A 22,394-nucleotide genomic window follows, 5' to 3' on the forward strand; every position below is an offset into this window, starting at 1 on the left:
CTTTGTATTTGTTTGCTTTAGGTTGTGTTAAAATAGTAAAAAACATTAAATCACGACAAAAATACGTATATTTGTGTAAAATGTCATAGTTATGAGAAATTACAAACTTGAAAATGCAATAAAAGATTTGGCAAACGAGCCAGAGGCCTTTTATAATTTGCAAAACAAATATGATAGAATCATTAGTGTTTTAGGTGGTAGTTTACAGGTTGGGCAAACCATTTCTAATGATTTTGATCTCATAGAGATTACTCGTAAAGGTTTACCGAAATCTGTAGTACATACTATAAGCAGTCTACTTGGTATTTCTATGGAAAAAATGAGTGCATTAATTCATGTTTCCCATCGTACCATCCAACGAAAAAGTGATGAAGAGTTATTAAATGTATATCCTACAGAACAAATTTTAGAGATAGCAGAAGTGATTTCTAGAGGTATCGAAGTGCTTGGTACTCTAGAAGCATTTACTTCATGGTTACACAGTGAAATACGGGTTTTAAACTACCAAAAACCTATAAATTTTCTAGATACCAGTTTTGGTACTAGTCTAATTAAAGATACGCTTGGTCGTATTGAATTTGGTGTTTATTCTTAAAACCATTCTTTTGAAAATTTACAGAATAGCAAAAAAGCAATATCTAGAAGATGTATCTGGAGAAGGAGCACGATTATATGGTGGAAGATGGAATAAAAAAGGGTATCCCATGGTTTATTTTTCCGAAAGCTTATCCTTGGCTGTTTTAGAAATTTTAGTGCATATAGATTTTAAATTTTTAACCAACGATTTTGGTTATTTAGAAGCGGAAATTCCGGACCTTCTAATTTCTCCGAAGCAAAAAGAAATCGAACTAGAAGAAAGTTGGCGTGAAAATCCGCCTTCTAATTATTCTATGCAATATGGGACAGATTGGCTTAAAGCGAATAAAAGTCTAGCAATAGAAGTTCCTTCTGCCATTTTACCAATGAGCAAAAATATTTTGGTAAACCCAAGGCATCCGCTGATTAAAGAAGTTAAAATTATAAAAACAGGAGTTTTAGATGTCGACTCTAGGGTTTTTCAGAAAAAATAATGGTTGAAACATGCATCTTTTTATAAATTGTCTCGTCTACTATATGAACTTAAAAAATAGAGGTCATGAAAAACACAGAATGTACTTGCAACTGTGATAGTTGCTCCAAAGGAAATTGTCAAAATTGTACTTGCGCTAATTGCACATGTACGAATTGCAACTGTTAAGCTATTACTAATAGAAGAAAATAACAACGCTAATTGTAGTAAATTTATACTGTGATTAGCGTTATTTATAGAATATCCTTATGAAAACTCAAGACATTTGGCAATTGCATGCAGACGATATTAAATTCTTTATTTTAAGTAAAGTGAAGGATGCCGTTATTGCTGAAGATTTAGTACAGGAAACCTTTATAAAAGTACACACAAAGCTAAATACATTAAAAAACGAAGAAAAGATGAAGTCTTGGTTGTTTACAATAGCCAGACATACGGTTTTAGATTACTTTAGAAATAAAAAATTAGTATATGAAACCACAGAAGAAGATTTTATTTTTGAAGAACAAAAGTTAGAACATACAGAAGCAGATTGTTTGCAAGGTATTATTAAAAGCTTACCTAAAAAGTATAGAGATCCCTTGTTTTTAAGTGACATAAAAGGACTAAAACAAGCGCAAATAGCCGAACAACTACATGTGCCATTATCTACGGTGAAGTCACAAATACAACGGGCTCGTAAAATGATAGCGCAAGGGTTTGTAGACTGTTGTGACTTTGTAATAAATGAAGAAGGTTATTTAGTTGGAGAAATCAAAGAGAAAGCAGACTGCAAAATGTGTCATTAATACGTACCTTTGTGCAAAATTAAGGCGAGTTACTGCGCTTTACAACTTACAAATTTACTTAGCATGTCCTTTAAAAAATTAAACCCAGTACTAAAAGAAGCTTTAGAAACCTTAAATTATGAAGCGCCTTTACCTTTTCAGAAAGAAATATTACCAAAGATAAAAGGAGGAGCAAATGTATATGGGTTAGCTCCAAAAGGTTCAGGTAAAACGACAGCTTTAATCATTGCCATCATTCATAAGTTAAAAGCAGAAGCTTTTGAAGACTCTCCTAGAGCATTGGTTATTGTAAAAGACAAGCAAGCAGCATTAGATTTAAAAGAGGAGTTTGAGAAGTATATGAGGTACATGGATTTAAGAGTCTATGCAGCTTATGATGAGCAAACTTTAGATCAACAACGCGAAGAAATTTATTACGGCGTAGATGTTTTAGTAGCAACACCAAAACGTTTAAATAAGCTGTATTTTATGAATAGTTTGCATTTAGGGCAACTTAAAATATTAGCTTTAGATGATGCAGAATTTTTAATACGAAACAATTACCATAACGATGTTTTGCGTGTTACAGAAAGTTTAGCAAAATGTCAATATGTACTTTTAGCTGAAAAAATGCATCCAAAATTTGAGCAACTGAAGGATACTATTATGTATAATGCGCATATAGTAGAAGGGAAGTAATTACAAAGTCAGCATCCAGCTATTTTGTAGTTTTTTAAAAACTTTAAGTTCTCTTCTTAAAATAGGAATATACTCCTTACCATTACTATTGCATTTTTCTAAGCGCTTACAATGGCTATATAGTCTATTGGTAAGTTGTCTTACAGAAGCAATATGTTTGTGCTTTTTATCTGAAAAACGTTCCATTTCTGCATTAATAATTTCAGGTGCAAGAGAAACAGAATGCTGTACAATATCACCAGAAAAATAAATGTTTTCATCTTCGGTACCATCTTCTTTTAAGTATGCTAAATCTTGATTTAGATACGTAGATATACTTCTAGACAATAGAAAAATATGCAAGGCCTGCTTGTATATTGGTAAGTCTGAAAGATGTGATGGAATATGCGCTAACATGATATTTTTTCGATTTCCATCAAATTTAGTCACAAGATCGCACTAAACACTTTTGATTTTAAAGTAAAACCATATATTTGCTTTAAAAATTAAATTATTTTAATTAAATACTTTAGAAATGAGCCTAGATAATCTTAACTGGAAGATATTGAAATGTTTGCAGGAAAATTCGCGACAATCTAATGCGGCAATTGGTAGGCAAGTTGGTATCACTTCTCCAGCAGTTTCCGAGCGTATTAAGAAGATGGAAGATTTGGGGATTATTCAAAATCATATCACCTTAATTTCTCCTTTTGAGGTTGGTTATCAGCTAAAAGCACTTATTACTTTGCGTGCTTTTATGGGAAAACTAAAGCCGTTTCTTGAAAAAGTAAAAACCTTTGATGAGGTTATTAATTGCTACAGAATTACAGGCGATGAAAATATTGTAATGGAAGTGATTTTAAAAAATCAAAAACATTTAGAAACATTTATCGACCAACTTATTGTGTATGGCGAAAGCAAAACCCAAATTATCCTTTCGCATGTAGTGAAGAATAATGCTATTAATAAGATTTAAATTCGGGAAGTAGTATATAAATCTTATTAATAGCTTGTTTTATTTTATTGCGCACTATTTTTATTCTTCATGTAGATCTTTAAAAACAGGAATAAAAAAGCACAAACACTTCCTAGTACAGCCATAATATACCAGGTGTTATTAAAACCAAATCCATCCACAGATCGCATTCCTGCGTTATGTCCAAAAATATGTGCTATAGAAAATGCTATAGAATATAAGGCCATGTATTCTCCTTGATTTCCTTTTTTAGCACGTTGCATTGCAAAGGCATTTGAAAACGGAAAAGCAATCATTTCGCCAACGGTCATTAAGAACATTCCAATAATTAATATTCCAGACCAAGTGGTTAGATTTAAAACCAAAAAGCTTAACGCAGTTAATGTTACACCAAAAAGCATTAAACCAGATTTCGTGTATTTCGAGTTCTCGAGCCATTTAATTAAAGGCATTTCTAGTAGAAAAATAAAAAAGCCGTTTGCACCTAAAAGCAAGCCTATTTGCAATTCGGTAAGCATGTGCGTTTCTCTGTAATAAATTGGCATGGTAGAAAAGTATTGTAGAAAAATAAAACCAAACAAAAACATAGCTACTAGAAAAATTAAGAAAGGTTTGTCATTATATGCAGAATCTGGATTTTCTACAATAATATTATCCAGTACTTTAGCTTTTTTAGGGTTTAATACAAGAATAAGTACTATTGTTGCTAAAATACAAGTAATACCATCTACCCAAAATAAACCACTATAATTCATTTTTGTTATAATAAGTCCGCCAACAGCTGGTCCTGCAGAGAAACCTAAGTTTATGGCAAGACGAATTAACGTTACACTTCTAGTTTTATTTTCTGGTTTACTATATGCGCTTAATGCAACAAACATTGCAGGTCTAAACATATCTGCAACTAGCATGACTAGAAAAATACCAACACATAAAGAGGCAAAAGTATTTAAAAACTGAAGCGCTACAAATAGTATTCCTGTGAGCAATAAACTTCTAACCATTACTTTATAATAGCCAATTTTGTCTGTTAATTTTCCTCCCAACCAAGATCCAGCGACAGAACCTAAACCAAAAGCAGACATGATCCATCCTACATCTTTATACGTAAAGTGTAAATCTTCTATAAGATATAAAGATAGAAAAGGTATAACCATGGTTCCGGCTCTATTAATTAAAGTAATCAGTGCGAGCCACCAAACTTCTGTAGAGAGACCTCTAAAAGTATTTATGTAGTTATGTAATAGTTTTTTCATGTTGGTTGGTTTTAATGGTTTCTTGGTTTATTTCATTAGCAAAAAGGGTACTTCGTTATTAGACCTAAAATAAAAAAGTCCAACTACGAAGTTGGACTTTTAATATTGTATTAATTGATATTTATATCATCATAATATATAAGTAGCCCAACCTGCATTTCTACAAGAGGTATATTGCTTATAATTAGTAATGACTAAATTCATTTTTATTTATAATTTGATGGTTCAAAGCTAAACAAAATAATTAGAAGTTGTATTTTTAAGCCGAAAAATAATACCATGAAAAATTTATTCTATCTATTTATATTCATATCTGCTTTAAGTTGTGCTCAAGAAAAACAGCCTTTATTAGGAGATACCGATTGGCAACGAGAACAGAATGCCGATTTCAAAGACGCTTCTAAATCGCCTTTAAAAAGTAAAGACAGAAAGGCTTTTAGAACATTAGACTTTTTTAAGTTTGATGCTAAGTTTGTGGTAACTGCCACATTGGAAAGAACACCAGATTCGGAATGGTTTAAAATGAAAACAACTACAGATCGTGTTTCTAAAGAGCGTGTTTATGGGGTTTTATTTTTTCAACTAAACGGAAAAAACTATCGTTTGGATATTTACCAAGGTCAAGATTTAATGCAAAAAAAAGGTTTTGAGGATTATTTATTTCTTCCGTTTATAGATAATACGAATGGCGATACTACCTATGGTGGCGGACGATATATTGATTTACGAATTCCGGAAGGAGATACTTTAACGCTTGATTTTAATCAGGCATACAATCCGTTTTGTGCGTATAATGAAAAGTTTTCTTGTCCAATTGTACCTAGAAATAATTATGTAGATGAAAGTATAGAAGCAGGAGTGAAGGCTTTTGTGAAGTAGTTTTAAGTATTGCGTGGCAGTAGGTGAAAATGGCTTCGCATTTTAGGTCAAACTCTCCGATTCCGTTAAAACGGAATCACCTCTCTTTAGCTAAAGAGAGGAGTTGGTGTGGTTTTAGTGTTCAGTAATCAGTGCTCATCTTAAATCTATAATCTTCCGTCTTCCAACTTCAATCCCGTTTTACTTCGCTAAATACATTCCTGAAAAAACAGCTAAAAATCCTAAAACAAAACTAGCAATGGTATAAATAGCGAAACTAGTGAAATCTCCAGATTTTAAAAACAGATGATTTTCATAAGCAAAGGTGGAAAAGGTAGTAAAACCACCACAAAATCCTGTGGCTAGTAATAGTGTTTGGTTTGAAGATAGATTATTATTTTTAAGTGCATAGCCAAGAATAAATCCAATAAGTAAACTACCTAAAATGTTTGCTAAAAAAGTTCCGTACGGAATTCCGTTTTCTGTATTATTTAAATACTTTCCAATAATATAACGTAATACACTACCAAAACCGCCACCAACAAATACGAGTAATAAATTCTTCATTTAACAAATATACTACCTAATAAATTACAATAGAATTAATTTTTAAAACATGTTAACCTTTTTAGTTTTTGATTATTAAAATTTGAATTCCGTTAATTCATTCTCCTTAATACACTGGTTTAGCCTAAAGGCGTAATCCGAAAAGCCTAAGAATAGAGTAGGTATATCTTAAATTAAAAAATCATGGAAAAATTAAGCGAAAAGCAACTATTGGTTGCAAGACAAGAATTTAGACCTTATTTAACCTCTGGAAGTAAAACGCTTTCAAAATTAAAACTAAAAACACCGCTAAGTGCTTTTAAACAACAGCTAAACACCACTTTTGAATCTTTAGGTTGTGTTGGTTATAACGCGGTAAAGAAGCAATTAACAGCAACTGTAAATATTAAAAGAGCAACAGGATATTCTGGGGATTTATGTGCTAATGGATCACATGAATATGTGCGGTTTTATTTAGACTATCAAGATGGTGCTGGTTGGGAAGATATGGGAATTGTAGGTTTAAATGTGCATGACATTCCAACAAAAAAAGATTGTCAAGGAGAAAATGAAAAGCCAATGAGCTATGTGGTTAGGTTGAATATTAATCCGAAAAAGAAATATTGTACAATACCAAACTTACCATTAGTAAGAGCTGTTCTTGCTTGGAATACAATTCCAGAGCCAAACGATCCAAACTTAACAAAAGGAACTTATGTTTGGAGTGATAAAAAAGATGCTAGAATTCAAATAGCACCATTACAATTTTTTATTCCAAACTTTCCAGTTTTAGAGATTGATGAATTGTTGCATGCTGCAATCTTAAATCCAAATTTGTCCTTAAATACGATTGCCTTTGATAAGCCGGAACACATTTCAGCATTACAAAAAGCAAAACACACTATTATTCCTAAAGACTTACCATTTAATGCTCTTGTAAATTTATATGCAAAAGATAAAATTGAACCATACCGGTTTGGTTATAAGTTGTTGGATAAGATTCAAAATACTGCGTTTACAAACAATGTTAGTGATATTTCAAATTTATTCGAAATGAACAATATCTCATTATCTGACAGTTTAATTCATTTAAATACTCTTAATTGTAATACAAACTACGAAGAGTTAGTTTGTGTTGGAGCAGATTATAATAGAGAAGCTTTAGTAGGAACGGTTAAAGTGAAAAAATCTTCGGGTTATAGCGGAAGTCTTTGTAGTAGCGGAAGTAAAGAGTACGTGTCTTTCTGGGTGCAAACCGAAGAAAATTGTGAATGGGTTCACGCGGGAACCTCTTCTGTTGCTGTATATGACATTGATGATATGCCAAGTGAAGGCTTGTTTTATTCGGTAGTTTTACCTTATAATTTTCAAGATTTAAAAAGAAATTGTAATACACCAAATGTTCTAAAAGTACGGGCTGTATTGTCATGGAATGTGCCACCAACAGATAGGAATTGCTCTAATTGGGGAAATATTGTAGAGTCTTACATTCAATTAAAACCTATGGATGCATGGCATGGTATTGGTCCAAAACTAACCGTTATTGGAGGTGTTAGAGTGGAAGATATTGGTAATGATGGTTTAACAAAACCAGGAATTTTCTTTGATTATTATGATACTCCAGTGGCTTATGATAATTGTGCTTTTGCTAGATTAATAATGGTAGAAGCCAAAACAAATGCATTTGCTGGGCAGAAATATAAAATTAGAATAGATAATCTTACCACAGGAGAAAGCAATTATCTAAACAAATCATTTAAATTAGATGATAATTCAGAATCTACAGCGAACGCAGCTAATGAATATACCTATTATGGGGATGCCACTAACAATGAAAATAATATTGTTGCAAGGTTCTACCCAGGAAATAATGATTTATTAAGAATTACATTAGAGCATTTAGATGGTTCTACTCCAGATAGCCAAGTAATTCAAATGGATAACACGATTCCAGGTTTAACTTTGGATATCATTAATTATGGTGAATGTTCTCATTTTGTAAAAGGAAGTCCTATTTCGGGAAGTTTTTCTGTGGAAGAAACGCATTTAGAAGAGTTCCATTTACATACTAGTTTAACAGATGCTTCTAGTTTTACTGTAGCAAGTGGAACAGCATCAATAAGTGACGAGCCCTTTAGTGTTGCTACTTCTAGTACTAAAAACTGTGGGGAAATAACTTTAACTGCAAAACATCGCGTAATTCTTGACAGTCAAAGAATATATCCAGCAATACATATTAGAAAAATTGTTTGTCTAAAGGACGTGGTTTAACAACCAAAAAATTAATTTAAAAAAGAAAAGCAGCTCAAATTGAGCTGCTTTTTTATTTTGTTAATAGGATGAATGAATTATTTTATAGGATAGTAAATATCTGTTTGAATATCTTCTGGTTTTACCGTTGTAGGATCATTAACATAAAGTTCCCAAACAAAGGTTCCGTTCATTTCTAATTTATTGTCCTGCATATATTTTCCAATGGCAGTGTGTGCTTCATAATCACCAGAACCATAATTACCATATTTTGCAATTTTAACTGCATTTCCTTCTGGCACATTAAAAGAAGTCATTCCTTGTGCCGGAGCTAATTCTTTTTTTAATAATAAACCAATATAGAATTCTGCTTCTTTAGTTTCTTCGTCCCATTTGGTGTAATAGGTACTGGGAATAAAATCTTCGGAAGTTAATTTACGCATGGCATAAGCACCAGCTTTTGGCATGAATTCGGTAAATAGATTGGTCATTTCTTCTGGAGACAAATCGGTAGTAGTATTCTGTTTATACCCTATAAATTTTTGAGCAGGAATAGCGACTTCAACAACGTCATCTAATCTATAATCGACTTTCGGTGTTTTTTTAAATTCTTCGGTTACTATACTATCTAGTTTATTAAGTCCTTTATTAAACATAATTCCTAGGTTTTTTTCCATTCCTCCTTGCGCTACAGCAAACGCTTTAAACATAAAGTTCATTTTGTCATGTTTCATTCCCCAAGTTACTTCTGTGCCATTTTCAACTTCATTAAAAATCCAATACACATCATTGGGTTCCATGCCGGCAAAAGATATTTTTTGATCTATAGATTTATTTAGTGTTACGGCTACTGTTTCCATATAGCCCGGTCCTTCTGTACCTTCCCAGGAATAGTTCCCTCCAATTCCAGCGGTTTTTTCAGGATAGGTAATGGTCATGTCAGGATCTTCTGCTTTCCACGGCCCCCAATTTTCCCAGTTTTTAAAGTCGTTAATTTGGTGGAAAACCATAGCTACTGGAGCTTTAATTAATTTGGTTCGTTTTACATCATAACTATTTGGTTGTACAGCTACATAAACTGAAAAACCGACAATTAAAATCAGTAGTAAAAAGAGAACGTATTTAAAAGTTTTCATTATTTGTTTATTTGATATAGTACCAAATATAATCAAATATTTTTCAGTTTTAAAAGGTGCTGATTAACAGCTATTTATTAATGCTAAATTTTAGTAAAATGAAATTGAAAATAAGCAGAATAAAAAGTATTGATATTATTTGAAACATTTTAAAAGTATTTGTTTTTTTTAATTTATGGAATTATTGGAAGGAATAAAATCCCCAATAAAGGGGATTTTATTAATTAGAAGGAGTATTAATTTTCCCTAAAAAACACGTGCTATTCTAATTAGTTTTTAATGATACGTTTAGTGTAATATTTGTCTTCTACTTTAAATCGGATTAAATACATACCAACTTCTATTTTGGAAACATCCATTTTAGAAACAGCTCCTTGATTTTGCATGATTTTTTTACCATTTAAATCAAATATTACCATTTCATCTATTTGCATATTTGTAGAAATATTTATAAAGCCTTCCGTTGGAACTGGAAAAACCTTAATTTGATTTTTTGTTAGACTTTCTTCTTCAATACCTAAAGAAGAGTCAAGAACTGTTACCGTAATTGTTACGGCCGTTGCATTACCAAAATTATCTGTAATTGTTAATGCTACAGGATAATCTCCAGGCATTGTAAAAGTATCTATATCTATACTTAAAGAAAAAGTACAATTGTCTGAAGAGCCATCATCCACATCATCTACGGTTATAGTTATAGAGGGATTTCCTTCTAAATCGACTGTGATATCTTGACCACTTACAGTCGGATTTAAGGTGTCTACGACAGTGACAACTGCCGTTTCGGTATCGCTATTATTACTCGCGTCAGTAACTGTTAAAGTAACGGTATTATCTCCAATATCATCACAAGTAAAAGAGGTAATATCTAAGCTGTAACTAGTAATAGAACAATTGTCTGTAGAATTGTTATCTACCATATTTGGAGTAAAACTAGCATTCCCATTAGCATCTAATTGTACCGTAATATTTTGGGTGATTGCTGAAGGATTTATTGCATCTTCAACCGTTACGATTGCAGTTGCTGTTCCTGTATTATTACTTTGGTCTGTAACAGAAAGCGTGACTGTATTCGCTCCAAGATCTGCACAAGAAAAGCTAGTTATGTCTAAACTGCTACTTGCTATGGTGCAATTATCTGTAGAACCATTTTCTATTTCCGATTCTAAAATACTCGCAGTACCATTGGCGTCTAACTGAACAGTTATATTTTGGGTAATAACTGATGGATTCATAGCATCTACAACCGTAACTATAGCCGTTTCGGTATCGCTATTATTACTCTGGTCTATAACCGTTAAAGTAACTGTGTTGTTTCCTAAATTAGCACAAGTAAAAGCAGTAGTATCTAAACTATAACTAGCAATAGTACAGTTGTCTGTAGAATTATTATTCACCATGTTTGGTGTAATAGTAGCATTACCATTTGCATCTAATTGCACAGTAATATTTTGTGTAATTGCTGTCGGATTTATAGAGTCTTCTACTGTTACTACAGCAGTTGTATTATTGCTGTTTCCAGAAGTATCTTCTACGGTAAACGTAACTGTATTCGCACCTAAATTGGTACAATTGAAACTTACAATATCTAAACTACTTGTTGCAATACTACAATTATCTGTAGAACCATTTTCTATTTCCGAAGCGGTAATACTTGCATCTCCATTAGCATCTAATTGCACCGTAATATTTTGGGTAACAGCAACAGGATCAATAGAATCTATAACAGTTATGGTTACATCTTGTGTACTTACTTTGTTTTCGGCATCTGTAGCAGTAATAGTTATCGTATTTGTGCCAAGATTTACACAAGTATAATCAAATTGTGTCTGATTTAATACTACCGAAACTAATTCGCAATCATCAAAAGTACCATTGTTCACATCATCGATGTCTATAGAAACTTGACCATTTGCATCTAGTTCTGCAGTGATATTTGGAAATACGACGATGGTAGGAGGTAAGTCGTCATAAACATCTACATCTAATGTGATTTTGTACAGCGAATAATTACCATCTGCATTTTTTATACTTAACCAAACGTCATGTAAATCGCAGGTAACTAGATTTGTCGGAATTTCTACGAGATATTCATCTGTGTTTCCGGTTGGTGTTAAAGTAGCAGCAGTTCCTGTACCAAAGCCTAATTCGGCATCGTATAAAAATTCAGCTTCCGCTAAAGCAGCAGGAGGCTGGTTGTCTTCGGCTTCAAAAACATAAAATATTTTCTTTTCGTATATACCCCAAGTTCCATCTAGATTTTGAGTTCGTAATCCTAATTTATGAAAACCAGCATCCAGTATTCCTAAAGGAATTACAAAGTTTTGCGATGTTTCATTCGGACTACCAGAAATAGTCAAAGGATTGCCATTTCCTTGTCCGGGATCTGCATTAAACCAATATTCTGCTCCTGCAATGTTAGAAACAGGATCGCTTCCGTCAATTTCTTCCGAAACATAAAATATTTTCTTATCGTACAAACTCCATGTTTCATCCAGATTTTGTGTTCGTAAACCTATGGTATGAAATCCAACATCTAGTGTTCCTAACGGAATTACAAAGTTTTGTGAAGTATCACTAGGACTTCCAGATATGGTAAGCGGATTTCCGTTTCCTTGTCCTGGATCGGCATTAAACCAATATTCTGCTCCTGCAATGTTAGAGACAGTGGCACCTCCTGCAATTTCTTCCGAAACATAAAATACTTTCTTGTCGTATAAACTCCATGTTCCATCTAGATTTTGAGTTCGTATTCCAATAGTATGAAAACCAGTATCTAAAGTTTCTAAAGGAATAGCAAAATTCTGAGTAGTATCACTTGGACTTCCAGAAATGGTTAACGGATTTCCGTTTCCTTGTCCGGGATCTGCATCAAACCAATATTCTGCTCCAGCTATATTAGATATAGGATCGCTTGTATTAATTTCTTCTGAAATATAAAAAGTAACATCTTGGTATAATCCCCAAGTACCCAAATTACCTTGAGCTCTAACGGTTAGCTTATGAAAGCCTTCATTTAAACCAGTTATTGATAAATTTAAAGCTTGTGTAAGTTCGCCTGTATTTGCGTTTGCAGTTACCAAAGTACCATTACCTAATCCAGGATCTGTACCAAAATAATATTCTAATTGTTGTATGTTTTGCGAGGTTACTGTGGCAAAACTAAAAAAGAATAATAGTATACATCCTAATAGATAATTAATTGGCAAGCGCATGTTTTTGTGTTGCGCTTTCATAATTAATGCGCTTTTGCGTTAATAGTTACATTAATATTGCCGTTTTTAGGTACAGCACCATCATAACTAATTACGTCTAGTGTTGGTATGCCTTTTGGGTTACCAAGCATGTTATATAAAAAGCCATTGTTATGTAAGCCCATTTCAGAACCACCACCTCCACCAATAAGTGCAGGGGATCCTGATTGTAAGGTTAGATCTTCTTCTAAACGGTAGGCTGGGTTATAAGATCCAGAACCTGCAAGACTGCCATTTACAGAATTATCAATGTTTGTAAACAGAGGATTTATATCTGTTAATGTATTAGAATCTAAATATGTTCCTCCACTACCATTTGTAAATATAATATTGAAAGTGTCAGCATAATTATAGGTAAGGTTGTTAGATAGGTTAAAATCTCCAGTATTAAAATAAACGTTTGCTTCTGCACCATAATTAGAAATAAACATATTGTTATATAATATGGCTGTCCCGCTTACATTGCTGTTAGTAAGGCTTAAACTAGAAGTAAACTTAAAAATATTATTGGCAACAACAAGACTTGTTGTGTTATAAATACTTAGAGGACTACTGTAAGTGAAAATATTATTAGAAAAAAGTACATTGGTAGCATCTTCATATATGTAATTATTTCCTGTTAAAAGACTACCTCTTATTTTAATATCGTCTATAACCACTATTGGGGCAGCATTACCTTCACCAAGGGTTAGATTAGTTACATAGCACTCGTCAATATCTAAACCAATAAAAGGAGGTGCGATTGGTGCGCCAGAACCTTGTGGATTCAACGAAGCTATTTTTAAACCTTTAAGCGTTACTGCGGAAGAGCGAATGATAACTGATGCTAATTGCGAAACTTTACTAGGTTCACTATGTGATCTACCAACTATAGTTAATTCTTTATCTATGGTAACAGCACCATATGATGTGCCAGAAGGCTGTACATAAATAATGTCTCCAGCTGAAGCAGCATCATGTGCAGCTTGAATAGTTTGGTGTGTGGTTGTAGAACCAGAATTATTATCAATAGTGATAATGGTTTGTGCTAATAAACTTGTAGAAACAAGTGTAAAGCATAAGATTAAGGCGTTTTTGAATGTTTTTGTACATGTTTTCATGACTTAAGTTTTTGTTGATTAATAGAGTCCTAATGTAGAAAAGGACTTAACACAAAAAAATCCCCAATAGTGGGGATTTTTGAAAACAAGAATTAGTAAGCGTTATGTTTTAGAGCTAATAATTTAATTAATTTTTAATGATTCGTTTTGAAACGGTTTTGTTTTCTGTTTGTAATTTTAAAATATATACACCAGGAGAAAAATTAGAAAGATCTATTTTATTGGAAGGTTTCTCTATATGCTTAATTTTTTTTCCTAATAGATCGAAAATTTCAATAAAATTCACAATGCGATTACTTGAAATGTAAAGCATAGATTTTGTAGGAATAGGATATATCTGTACCTTTTTTAATTCGTTTTCATTAATACTTAAAGCTACATCTACAAGTATAGGTGCTCTAATAATTTCAAAATTAGGAATATCATTATCGGTTATTACACAATGGTAGCTTCCAGAATCGGAAGGTTGTGCATTTGTAATTATGTACGGATTTGTATCTGCTCCAGAAATAATAAGGTTGTCTTTATACCATTGAAATACTGGGGAACTAGAAGTTCTACTAGAAAACCTCCCTGCTGTTTCACTAACAGATAAGGTGATGTCATTACCTGTGTTTAGATTTTGGCTTCCAGGAGTATCTAAAGTGGTTTGTGGGGAGTAATACCAGCTACTATTCCAATTCGCTTGTGTGATGTAATCATTAAATTGATCGGAGAAATCGGAAGCATAAAAATGGTTGTTATTAATATTTATATATTTTAAGTATTGTAATGCAGTGAAATCTGGTAATATACCTTGAAAATTATTATAGCTAATATCAAAATACACCATATTAGGATAATTGGTTGCTATAAAATCTGGCACCTCACCCGAAAGCTGGTTGTTATTAAACCAAAAACCTCTTAACTCCGTTAGGTTAGCGTAAGAGGCAGGAATGGGTCCTGTAAAATTATTGTATTCAAAGCTTAAAACGCGTAACTCGGTTAAGTTTCCAACTTCTGGAGGTAATGTTCCATTAATGCTATTTCCAGAATAAAAAGATAAATACTCTAAACCAGTTAAATCACCAATTTCTGGAGGTAATGTTCCTGTTAAATTATTATTTGAAAATTCTAGTTTCGAAACTTTATTACCAGTAACGGTTACACCATACCAATCTGAAACAGGTTCTGCACTTAACCAATTGGTGTTGTCATTCCAGCTACCTCCGTTAGTAGAAATATAAATAGCAATTAAAGCATCTTTTTGTAATTGCGATACTTCGCCTTTAATTTCGATACTATTTCGCTCAATTACTAAATAAGGAACACTGGCGCTGGTTGCTCTACAAAAATACACATCAAAATTTTGGTCTTGTAAATTGGTTATAGAATAAGTATTACCGGTTGCTCCTGGTATTGCATCATCACTTGCATTAAAATAGTTGAAACGTTTTTTATACCATTGGTATTGTACATTTGTACCGCTTATTGGGTTCATGGTTAATGTGTAACTGTTTCCTGTTATACCATCAAAAGAATCTTCAGTATCTCTTTTGTTTTGTGTTTGATATATAAAGGAGGCTATAGTGTTATTACTTGCGTAATTGGTTTCTAAATCTGAAAATGAAAAGTCATTATTAGAAATATTTACGGAATTGATTGTTGTTATTGTTCCTATATCTGGGAAAGTTCCGCTTATTCCATTATTGCTAAAATTTATTTCTTCTAAGTATGGTAAATTTAAAATGGAAGCTGGAATAGTTCCGTTTAAATTATTTGCATTTAATAAAAGTTTAGAAACATGACCATTTTTCACTGTAACGCCATGCCATGAAGATTCTGGATTTGTAGTATTCCAGTTGTTTTGATTTGTCCAAGTTGCACCATTTGTGTTATTATATAAATCTTGAAGTGCTGTTTTTTCACTTGGAGTTACCGCTTGCGGGATGTCTATAGTTATGGATGTATAGTTTGATTCTCCATTGGTTCTGTGTATGATAACATAATAATTAGTTCCAACTGTAGGAGTAAAGGTTGTTTCACCAGCATAAGTGCATGGAGAAATATTTGTTAGTTGGCTGTCACTGGTGGCATTTAAATCTGAAGCAGAATAAACAATAGCAAAAGCATTACCCAAAGTATAACCTTCACGTGAGTCTTCTATTGTTATAGAAATTATGTTTGTATTAGTTGCAGTAAACTTATAATATATTTGTTGGTAATTAACACCAAGTTCACAGCCGTTTTGTCCGCCATCTCCAACACTTGCTTGGTCTATTCTTACGTTTCTTTCTACGTGAGGAGATTGATCTACCAATGTAGCATTTTGAATAAGATCGTTTGCAGGTACTTGAGAAAAAGTACTTTGAATTGTTAAAACAGTAAGTGTAAAATAAAGTAAGAGTTGTTTCATGATATTTTTTATTAATTAATAGCGACTATAAGATAGTGATAATCTGATTGTTAGAAAAAGAATGTTTTTAAAATCTTAGTTCCTTTTAAAGGATTATAACAAAACTAGGAGAAACATATCATGAAAAAAATACCTAGTAATGGGTATTTTAAATGTACTAGAATTTATACTTTTTCTCTAATGCATAACGCATCAATTCCCCTTTACCTTGAAGACCAAGAATACGGATCATATTTTTTCGGTGTGTATCTACCGTATGAATACCAATAAATAATTGTTCGGCAATCTCTCGTGAGGTTTTACCTTGTGCAACAAGTTCTAGTATTTCAATTTGTCTTTTGGTTAAAAGTCCTTTTTTAGAATTGTTTTTATCGGTGCCAAGCGCATTGGTATCTATGTTTTTATCGAAGTACGTTTCTCCTTTATATACTGTTTTAATTGCTTGTAAGACTTCGGTTAGCGAAGAGTTTTTTAATATATAACCTTTGGCTCCAGCATCTAACATCTGTTCAATAGCATCCAATTGATCAAACATAGAAAACGCTAATACTTTTGTAGTTGGAAACTCTTTCATTATCACTTTTGTAGCGGCAATTCCATCTAATTTTGGCATTCTTATATCTGTAATAATAACGTTTGGCTGTTTTAATCTTACTATTTTAAGTAGCTGTTCGCCATCATTTGCGGTACCAATTATAGAAATGTCTTCTTCGTATTTTAAGAGTAGTTGTAATCCATCAATTAAGGATTGATGATCTTCTGCTATGGCTAATCGTATCATTATTTTCTATTTTTAATTCAAAAATCAAACTCCTCTAATTTATAGATAACCATCTAAAATATAGGATCTTCTCATATCGGTAAATCTATTATTATTGTTGTGCCTTGATGAATTTCAGATTCTATGGTCATGCTACCTTCTAGATGTTCTATGCGCTTATCTATACTATGAATTCCCATTCCTTTTTTAAAAATGGTTTTTGTGTCAAAACCAACGCCATTATCTTCTACCATAATGTTTAAACTATTATCATGGTTAGTAAGGTGAATGGTTACGTGTGTGGCTTTTGCATGTTTTATAGTGTTGGCAACAAGTTCTTGTATGATTCTAAAAATAGTTAGCTCTAAACTGTTTTCTAAACGGTTTTCTAGTCCGTGATCTATTACTTCTATTTGTGTTTTATTAGCTCCCGAAACTTTGTTAGCCATTTCTTTAACCGCTTTTAGAAGTCCTTGTTTAGCAATAACGCCAGAATTTTTTGCATGTGCTATATTTCGTATTTTGGTATATGCTTCGTCTAATAACGAATTTGTTTTGTCAAATATTTCTGTGGAGTTATTTTCTTTTAAGGAGTTAAAATGCAGTTTTACGGTAGCCATGAGTCCACCAAGATCATCATGTAAATCATTAGCAATCCGTTGTCTTTCTTTTTCTTGACCAGCAATCATAGCGTCAATACTTGTAAGTTCTTGTTCTTTAAGTACCGTTGCTAATTTTTGTGTTTGCAGCTCTTTTTCTTGTTCGGCAAGTAGTTGTTTGCGTTTGGTGTTTTTCTGAATTAAGAATGCAGAAAACCCACCAAAAACTAGGAGGAATAAAGATGCAATAAGCAGGTTTTGATTTTGTTTTCTTTTTACTTCGCTTTCTAGGTTGTCTGCACGTAGTTTTTGGTTATCGTATTGTTCTTTAATATTGGCGATAGCTTCTTTATGATCTTTGGTATTTAAGCTATCCGAAAGTTCAAGTGATAATTTTAGACTATTATATGCGTTATGGTACTTTTTCTGTTTGGCAAATAAATCCGATAGATTTTCATTGATTTTTTTACTATTCTTAAGGATGTTTTCTCGAGTAGATACACTATCCGCTTTCAAATAAAATTTTTCAGCTTCATCCAGTTTATTTAATCTTTCGTACGAAACACCAATATTAAAATACGTGTTAAAATAACTTTCTTTTGATGCATGACTTGGTGATTTTTTAAAGAAGTCTAATTTCTTATTAAAATAATATATGGCAGAATCCGATTGTAATAAATTGTCTTCAAACAATGCACCTAAATTATTATAGGTATAAAGTAAATAAGCACTATCTCTTTTTTTGTAGTTATAGCCTAAAAGCATTTTATAATTACGTAGTGCTTCATTGTTTTCATCTCTATAATAATAGTACGTCGCTAATAAAAAACGATGAATTATTTTATACGTAGTATTATTATACTCTTTTGCTTTTTGTTCTAAATCATTTAAATATTCTAGATTATAATAGTTGTCATTATTATAGTCATAAGTCTGGCTAAGCGCTGAAAGGCAAGACAACGTGGTTAAAGTATCTTGAGTTTTTTTTGCTAATTGAAGTGTTTGATAACTTTTTTTAAAAAATAAAGAATCGTTACTCGTTATTTTATTATAAAACCCCTCAAAATATAAGACTCTGCATTGTTGAAATTTGGTAAGTTTTTTATTCTTTTCTAGCAGATTTATATAAAAAAACATAGAATCACTATCTCTTAAACGACTATGGTATATTAATTTATAGAATGTAGCATCTGTGGTATTTTTAGAATTTTTAAGTTTGGACTCTAGTAACGCAATAGGCGTGGTAGCATCAAAATAAAAATAGGCAGAATCCTTTTGTGCTAAGCAAATAGTAGAACAACAAAAAATACAGACTAATTTTATAAATGAAGCTCTCATGAAATTACTCCAAAATTCCACAATCAAGAGTTATTGGAGATCCTTTTATTATCGTTTTTTTCTTTCTTTTTGTAATGCTACTTGCGTTACAGTCAAAATTTTCAAACTCCACTATAATGGTTAATCCTGCGCCAGGTGTTTTGGATAAACTATTTTTGCTAAACTGTTGAAATTTTGGTTTTGTAAAATCTCCGCTACCAGTAATGTTATAGGTTATAATATTATTTTTATTATCTACCTCGGTTAACTTGGATCCACTAGGATATGGAATTATGTATTTTGCTGTTCCGTCGATGGTATTGTAATCATAGCCTTGGTTTAAAATTGCGCAAGGATTCTTGCACAAATCAAAACTGTAATTTTCTTGCTTCAGGTTATTGTCTTTGCAATTCATTAAAAAAATGAAAAAACATAATAAGCGCACCGAATTTAAATTTCCCATAGTTTTGGTTTGGTTAGTTGCAAATATCTCAAATATAGACATGCGAAAAAATACCTAGTTACAGGTATTCTAAAAAGTTAAGGATATTTTTTTTGAAGTATATAAAATTCAGACAAACAACAATAATTGCAGTTGAATTACTTTAAGAAGTGCTTAATAGAAACAATAAAAAGGATAAAACAGATAAAAGCAACTAAAACCCAAATGCTTCCTTTGTAATGACGTTGGTGTAGTTTTAGGTCTTTTCGGTACGTGTACGTAATTACGATAATAAATGCGATTGCAAATAAAATTCCGAAAACGATTTGACCAGTACTAAACATATATCTATTTTTATGCAAAATTAGTGAAATTAATAACGATAAGGTTTCCGTTTTCACGGAAATTGATAAACAAATATATTTATATGAAAAATAAGATTAAAGCTGTAAAAGCATTTCATACTGCTTTTAAAATTGGACATAGAGAAGCACCAAAAGCAGATTTAGGAAAAGATAAGAATACACTTCGTTTTAATTTAATGCAAGAGGAAAACGAAGAATACCTAGAAGCTGCTAATAATAATGATTTGGTAGAGGTTGCAGATGCTTTAGGAGATATGTTGTATATTCTTTGTGGTACTATTATAGAACATGGTATGCAAGATAAAATAGAGGAGGTCTTTAACGAAATTCAACGAAGTAATATGAGTAAGCTTGGAGAAGACGGACAACCAATTTACCGGGAAGATGGTAAAGTGCTTAAAGGACCAAATTATTTTAAACCCAATATTTCTGAAATATTAGATAAGTAAATAAAAAAAAGCAACCCACCGGGTTGCTTTTTTTACTTTTTTATTTTACAGCTACTCGCCAATTATGGTTGTCTTCTGCTTTGTTATATTGTATGTCTAATAGTTTTCTTTTGAAAACAGTAGAATAAGAATCGGCATTCAATTCCGGTAATTCATATACTTCTTTAGCATGTTCAAATGCTGAAATCGGACTAATTACTGCAGCAGTTCCAGTTCCAAAAATTTCTTTTAAAGACCCGTCTTTTGATGCTGTTTTTAATTCTTCCACCGAAATAGGTCTAATATCTACTTCTACATTATTGTCTTCTGCTAATTGAATAATACTCTTTCTAGTAATTCCATCTAAAATACGATCACTTGTAGGTGCTGTTATTAGCTTGTCGTTTATTCTAAAAAACACATTCATGGTACCTGCTTCTTCCAGGTATTTATGTGTACTAGCATCGGTCCAAATAATTTGTTGGTATCCTTGATCTTGAGCTAAAGCTGTAGGGTAAAACTGTGCGGCATAATTACCAGCAGCTTTTGCATAACCAACACCTCCATCTGCAGAACGACTAAATTGTTCGGCTATTAAAACGCGAACTAAACCAGTATAATACGCTTTAACTGGAGAGCAAATAATCATAAACTTATATTCGCTAGCAGGCGCAGCAGAAATAGCAGGCTCTGTAGCAATAATAAAAGGTCTTATATATAACGCATTACCATCTCCCTTTTTAGTCCAATCTTGGTCTAAACTAATTAAAGTACTTAGTCCTTCCGTAAAATATGCTTCCGGAAATTCTGGCATTGCTAATCGTTTTGCCGACTCATTAATACGTTTAAAGTTTTCTAAAGGTCTAAATAACCAAACTTTATTATTATCATCTTTAAACGCTTTCATTCCTTCAAAAACGGCTTGACCATAATGAAACACGCGAGCCGAAGGGTCCAGTGTTAATGCTTGGTAAGGTTTTATTTTTGGAGTTTGCCATTCGCCATTTACAAAATCACACTCAAACATATGATCCGAAAATTCGCGACCAAAAGCTAAATTTTCAAAATCAACGCTATCTATTCTTGATTTTTCTACTTTTACTATATCCATTTTGTTTGCAATTGTTTATTCATGCTAAAAAACATGTATTAAGACACAAAAATACAGAATAATAGTGGTATAAAAAAGATTAATTATTTTTTAAAAAGTACTATCTTTATGCCGAAATATTAATATTAAAATAGAATTAAAAATGAAGAAATATATACTAATTACAATGCTTTTAACTGTTTTTGTGGCATGTAAAAACGATGCGAAAAAAGGGGATGCTACAATAGAAGAAGTTAAAGAAGTAGCATATAAATCTTTTGGAGAAGAAATTATTGCAGCAGATGCTATTACGGCAACTTCTATGGCGGAACACTATAAAACAATGAAAGTTGGAGATAGTATAAACTCTAAAATGATTGCAAAAGTGGCGGATGTTTGTCAAGCTAAAGGTTGCTGGATGAAATTAGATTTAGAGAATGGAGAACAAGTTATGGTTAAGTTTAAAGACTATGGTTTCTTCATGCCTAAAAATATTGCAGGACAAGAAGTAATTATAAATGGTAAAGCATACGTAAACGAAGTGCCTGTTGAAGAACTTCGTCATTATGCAGAAGATGCAGGAAAATCTGCTGAAGAAATTGCACAAATTACAGAATCCAAAAAAACATATTCTTTTGAAGCAGATGGCGTTTTACTTGTAGAAGAACAATTATAGATGAAACATGTGCTTTGGTTTTTTTGTTTCGCTTTTTTATTCAATTGTAATACGAAAGAAAAACAAGTCGAAAAAAAAGAAAAAAAGGTTTACGATATGTATGAGTCGTCAGAAATGGCAATACTCATGAACGAAATGTATGCGCATAATTTAAAGATTAAAAAAGAAATTATTGCTGGTGAAATTCCAACAGAATTTCCGTTAGATTTTTTAAAGATTCATACCGCAGAACTTTCCGATTTTAAATCTAGAAGCGAAAGGTTTCAAGCATTTTCTACACTTTTTGTTTCCGCAGAAAAAGAGGTTTTCAATACAGATTCTAAGACACCTATTGAAGATCGGTTTAATAATGCTGTTGGTCTTTGTATTTCTTGTCACCAAACCGAATGTACAGGACCAATACCAAGAATAAAAAAACTATTAATTAAATAG

At 32.2% G+C, this 22,394-nt stretch carries 21 protein-coding genes; 10 read left to right on the top strand and 11 right to left on the bottom strand.

Annotated features, from left to right (window positions below; translation table 11 throughout):
- The first annotated feature begins 91 nt into the window (after positions 1–91).
- The 4 genes from parS to ACVCZW_RS04870 all read left to right on the top strand — a co-directional run bounded on the left by parS (position 92) and on the right by ACVCZW_RS04870 (position 2,535).
- Positions 92–595 (top strand): type II RES/Xre toxin-antitoxin system antitoxin, encoded by a 504-nt coding sequence (gene parS / locus ACVCZW_RS04855; protein WP_452228934.1) that lies wholly within the window; start codon positions 92–94, stop codon positions 593–595.
- Positions 596–605: 10 nt separating this feature from the next.
- Positions 606–1,070, top strand: a complete 465-nt coding sequence (locus ACVCZW_RS04860; RefSeq protein WP_452228933.1) for an RES family NAD+ phosphorylase — start codon at positions 606–608, stop codon at positions 1,068–1,070.
- Positions 1,071–1,317: 247 nt separating this feature from the next.
- The gene (locus ACVCZW_RS04865; protein ID WP_452228932.1) at positions 1,318–1,857 is read left to right on the top strand and encodes a sigma-70 family RNA polymerase sigma factor; all 540 of its coding nucleotides are present in this window, start codon (positions 1,318–1,320) and stop codon (positions 1,855–1,857) included.
- 63 nt (positions 1,858–1,920) lie between these two features.
- Positions 1,921–2,535 (top strand): DEAD/DEAH box helicase, encoded by a 615-nt coding sequence (locus ACVCZW_RS04870; protein ID WP_452231794.1) that lies wholly within the window; start codon positions 1,921–1,923, stop codon positions 2,533–2,535.
- Here the strand turns inward: ACVCZW_RS04870 and ACVCZW_RS04875 are convergent, their stop codons facing one another.
- Complete coding sequence (locus ACVCZW_RS04875) at positions 2,536–2,931, bottom strand: hypothetical protein (RefSeq protein WP_452231890.1); 396 nt, start codon at positions 2,929–2,931, stop codon at positions 2,536–2,538. It abuts the gene before it with no gap.
- A 118-nt stretch (positions 2,932–3,049) separates the two neighbouring features.
- Here ACVCZW_RS04875 and ACVCZW_RS04880 point away from each other — a divergent pair, with 118 nt between their 5' ends.
- Positions 3,050–3,490 carry an Lrp/AsnC family transcriptional regulator gene (locus tag ACVCZW_RS04880; protein WP_452231795.1) on the top strand — a complete coding sequence of 147 codons (441 nt, stop codon included), beginning with the start codon at positions 3,050–3,052 and terminating at the stop codon, positions 3,488–3,490.
- Positions 3,491–3,534: 44 nt separating this feature from the next.
- Here ACVCZW_RS04880 and ACVCZW_RS04885 read toward each other — a convergent pair whose 3' ends face one another.
- Positions 3,535–4,746 carry an MDR family MFS transporter gene (locus tag ACVCZW_RS04885; protein ID WP_452231796.1) on the bottom strand — a complete coding sequence of 404 codons (1,212 nt, stop codon included), beginning with the start codon at positions 4,744–4,746 and terminating at the stop codon, positions 3,535–3,537.
- 279 nt (positions 4,747–5,025) lie between these two features.
- Here ACVCZW_RS04885 and ACVCZW_RS04890 point away from each other — a divergent pair, with 279 nt between their 5' ends.
- Complete coding sequence (locus tag ACVCZW_RS04890) at positions 5,026–5,625, top strand: DUF1684 domain-containing protein (RefSeq protein WP_452231797.1); 600 nt, start codon at positions 5,026–5,028, stop codon at positions 5,623–5,625.
- A 180-nt stretch (positions 5,626–5,805) separates the two neighbouring features.
- Here the strand turns inward: ACVCZW_RS04890 and crcB are convergent, their stop codons facing one another.
- Positions 5,806–6,171, bottom strand: a complete 366-nt coding sequence (gene crcB, locus ACVCZW_RS04895; RefSeq protein ID WP_452231798.1) for a fluoride efflux transporter CrcB — start codon at positions 6,169–6,171, stop codon at positions 5,806–5,808.
- Positions 6,172–6,354: 183 nt separating this feature from the next.
- Between crcB and ACVCZW_RS04900 the strand changes: the two genes are divergently transcribed.
- Positions 6,355–8,421, top strand: coding sequence for a hypothetical protein (locus ACVCZW_RS04900; RefSeq protein ID WP_452231799.1), 2,067 nt, complete (start codon positions 6,355–6,357; stop codon positions 8,419–8,421).
- A 77-nt stretch (positions 8,422–8,498) separates the two neighbouring features.
- On the opposite strand, the gene ACVCZW_RS04905 is transcribed toward ACVCZW_RS04900, so the two are convergent.
- From ACVCZW_RS04905 to ACVCZW_RS04935, 7 genes are all read right to left on the bottom strand, one after another.
- Positions 8,499–9,536, bottom strand: coding sequence for an SRPBCC family protein (locus ACVCZW_RS04905; protein ID WP_452231800.1), 1,038 nt, complete (start codon positions 9,534–9,536; stop codon positions 8,499–8,501).
- Between the two features lie 269 nt (positions 9,537–9,805).
- Positions 9,806–12,772 carry a T9SS type A sorting domain-containing protein gene (locus tag ACVCZW_RS04910; protein ID WP_452231801.1) on the bottom strand — a complete coding sequence of 989 codons (2,967 nt, stop codon included), beginning with the start codon at positions 12,770–12,772 and terminating at the stop codon, positions 9,806–9,808.
- Between the two features lie 2 nt (positions 12,773–12,774).
- On the bottom strand, positions 12,775–13,890 hold the full coding sequence (locus ACVCZW_RS04915) for a hypothetical protein (RefSeq protein ID WP_452231802.1): 1,116 nt from the start codon (positions 13,888–13,890) through the stop codon (positions 12,775–12,777).
- A gap of 127 nt (positions 13,891–14,017) precedes the next feature.
- Positions 14,018–16,285 (bottom strand): T9SS type A sorting domain-containing protein, encoded by a 2,268-nt coding sequence (locus tag ACVCZW_RS04920; protein WP_452228922.1) that lies wholly within the window; start codon positions 16,283–16,285, stop codon positions 14,018–14,020.
- A 157-nt stretch (positions 16,286–16,442) separates the two neighbouring features.
- Positions 16,443–17,066 (bottom strand): response regulator transcription factor, encoded by a 624-nt coding sequence (locus ACVCZW_RS04925; protein WP_452231803.1) that lies wholly within the window; start codon positions 17,064–17,066, stop codon positions 16,443–16,445.
- 71 nt (positions 17,067–17,137) lie between these two features.
- A complete protein-coding gene (locus ACVCZW_RS04930; protein WP_452231804.1) occupies positions 17,138–18,982 on the bottom strand; it encodes a tetratricopeptide repeat-containing sensor histidine kinase in 1,845 nt (614 codons plus the stop codon).
- A gap of 4 nt (positions 18,983–18,986) precedes the next feature.
- Complete coding sequence (locus ACVCZW_RS04935; protein ID WP_452228919.1) at positions 18,987–19,376, bottom strand: hypothetical protein; 390 nt, start codon at positions 19,374–19,376, stop codon at positions 18,987–18,989.
- A gap of 454 nt (positions 19,377–19,830) precedes the next feature.
- On the opposite strand from ACVCZW_RS04935, the gene ACVCZW_RS04940 reads away from it, so the two are divergent.
- Positions 19,831–20,217: a pyrophosphohydrolase domain-containing protein gene (locus ACVCZW_RS04940; RefSeq protein WP_452231805.1), complete on the top strand. Its 387-nt coding sequence runs from the start codon at positions 19,831–19,833 to the stop codon at positions 20,215–20,217.
- Positions 20,218–20,257: 40 nt separating this feature from the next.
- Here ACVCZW_RS04940 and ACVCZW_RS04945 read toward each other — a convergent pair whose 3' ends face one another.
- Positions 20,258–21,307, bottom strand: a complete 1,050-nt coding sequence (locus tag ACVCZW_RS04945) for a branched-chain amino acid aminotransferase (RefSeq protein ID WP_452228917.1) — start codon at positions 21,305–21,307, stop codon at positions 20,258–20,260.
- Positions 21,308–21,449: 142 nt separating this feature from the next.
- On the opposite strand from ACVCZW_RS04945, the gene ACVCZW_RS04950 reads away from it, so the two are divergent.
- Together ACVCZW_RS04950 and ACVCZW_RS04955 are read left to right on the top strand one after the other, a co-directional pair.
- Positions 21,450–21,962 (top strand): DUF4920 domain-containing protein, encoded by a 513-nt coding sequence (locus ACVCZW_RS04950; RefSeq protein WP_452228916.1) that lies wholly within the window; start codon positions 21,450–21,452, stop codon positions 21,960–21,962.
- 96 nt (positions 21,963–22,058) lie between these two features.
- Entirely contained in the window at positions 22,059–22,394 is a 336-nt protein-coding gene (locus tag ACVCZW_RS04955) for a hypothetical protein (protein ID WP_452228915.1), read from the top strand.

The organism is Lacinutrix sp. MEBiC02595 (genome assembly GCF_053601555.1).

Coding starts and splice junctions, on each gene's coding strand:
- parS (WP_452228934.1), top strand. CDS start 92: ATGAGAAATTACAAACTTGAAAATGCAATAAAAGATTTGGCAAACGAG.
- ACVCZW_RS04865 (WP_452228932.1), top strand. CDS start 1,318: ATGAAAACTCAAGACATTTGGCAATTGCATGCAGACGATATTAAATTC.
- ACVCZW_RS04870 (WP_452231794.1), top strand. CDS start 1,921: ATGTCCTTTAAAAAATTAAACCCAGTACTAAAAGAAGCTTTAGAAACC.
- ACVCZW_RS04875 (WP_452231890.1), bottom strand. CDS start 2,931: ATGTTAGCGCATATTCCATCACATCTTTCAGACTTACCAATATACAAG.
- ACVCZW_RS04880 (WP_452231795.1), top strand. CDS start 3,050: ATGAGCCTAGATAATCTTAACTGGAAGATATTGAAATGTTTGCAGGAA.
- ACVCZW_RS04885 (WP_452231796.1), bottom strand. CDS start 4,746: ATGAAAAAACTATTACATAACTACATAAATACTTTTAGAGGTCTCTCT.
- ACVCZW_RS04890 (WP_452231797.1), top strand. CDS start 5,026: ATGAAAAATTTATTCTATCTATTTATATTCATATCTGCTTTAAGTTGT.
- crcB (WP_452231798.1), bottom strand. CDS start 6,171: ATGAAGAATTTATTACTCGTATTTGTTGGTGGCGGTTTTGGTAGTGTA.
- ACVCZW_RS04900 (WP_452231799.1), top strand. CDS start 6,355: ATGGAAAAATTAAGCGAAAAGCAACTATTGGTTGCAAGACAAGAATTT.
- ACVCZW_RS04905 (WP_452231800.1), bottom strand. CDS start 9,536: ATGAAAACTTTTAAATACGTTCTCTTTTTACTACTGATTTTAATTGTC.
- ACVCZW_RS04910 (WP_452231801.1), bottom strand. CDS start 12,772: ATGAAAGCGCAACACAAAAACATGCGCTTGCCAATTAATTATCTATTA.
- ACVCZW_RS04915 (WP_452231802.1), bottom strand. CDS start 13,890: ATGAAAACATGTACAAAAACATTCAAAAACGCCTTAATCTTATGCTTT.
- ACVCZW_RS04920 (WP_452228922.1), bottom strand. CDS start 16,285: ATGAAACAACTCTTACTTTATTTTACACTTACTGTTTTAACAATTCAA.
- ACVCZW_RS04925 (WP_452231803.1), bottom strand. CDS start 17,066: ATGATACGATTAGCCATAGCAGAAGATCATCAATCCTTAATTGATGGA.
- ACVCZW_RS04930 (WP_452231804.1), bottom strand. CDS start 18,982: ATGAGAGCTTCATTTATAAAATTAGTCTGTATTTTTTGTTGTTCTACT.
- ACVCZW_RS04935 (WP_452228919.1), bottom strand. CDS start 19,376: ATGAATTGCAAAGACAATAACCTGAAGCAAGAAAATTACAGTTTTGAT.
- ACVCZW_RS04940 (WP_452231805.1), top strand. CDS start 19,831: ATGAAAAATAAGATTAAAGCTGTAAAAGCATTTCATACTGCTTTTAAA.
- ACVCZW_RS04945 (WP_452228917.1), bottom strand. CDS start 21,307: ATGGATATAGTAAAAGTAGAAAAATCAAGAATAGATAGCGTTGATTTT.
- ACVCZW_RS04950 (WP_452228916.1), top strand. CDS start 21,450: ATGAAGAAATATATACTAATTACAATGCTTTTAACTGTTTTTGTGGCA.
- ACVCZW_RS04955 (WP_452228915.1), top strand. CDS start 22,059: ATGTATGAGTCGTCAGAAATGGCAATACTCATGAACGAAATGTATGCG.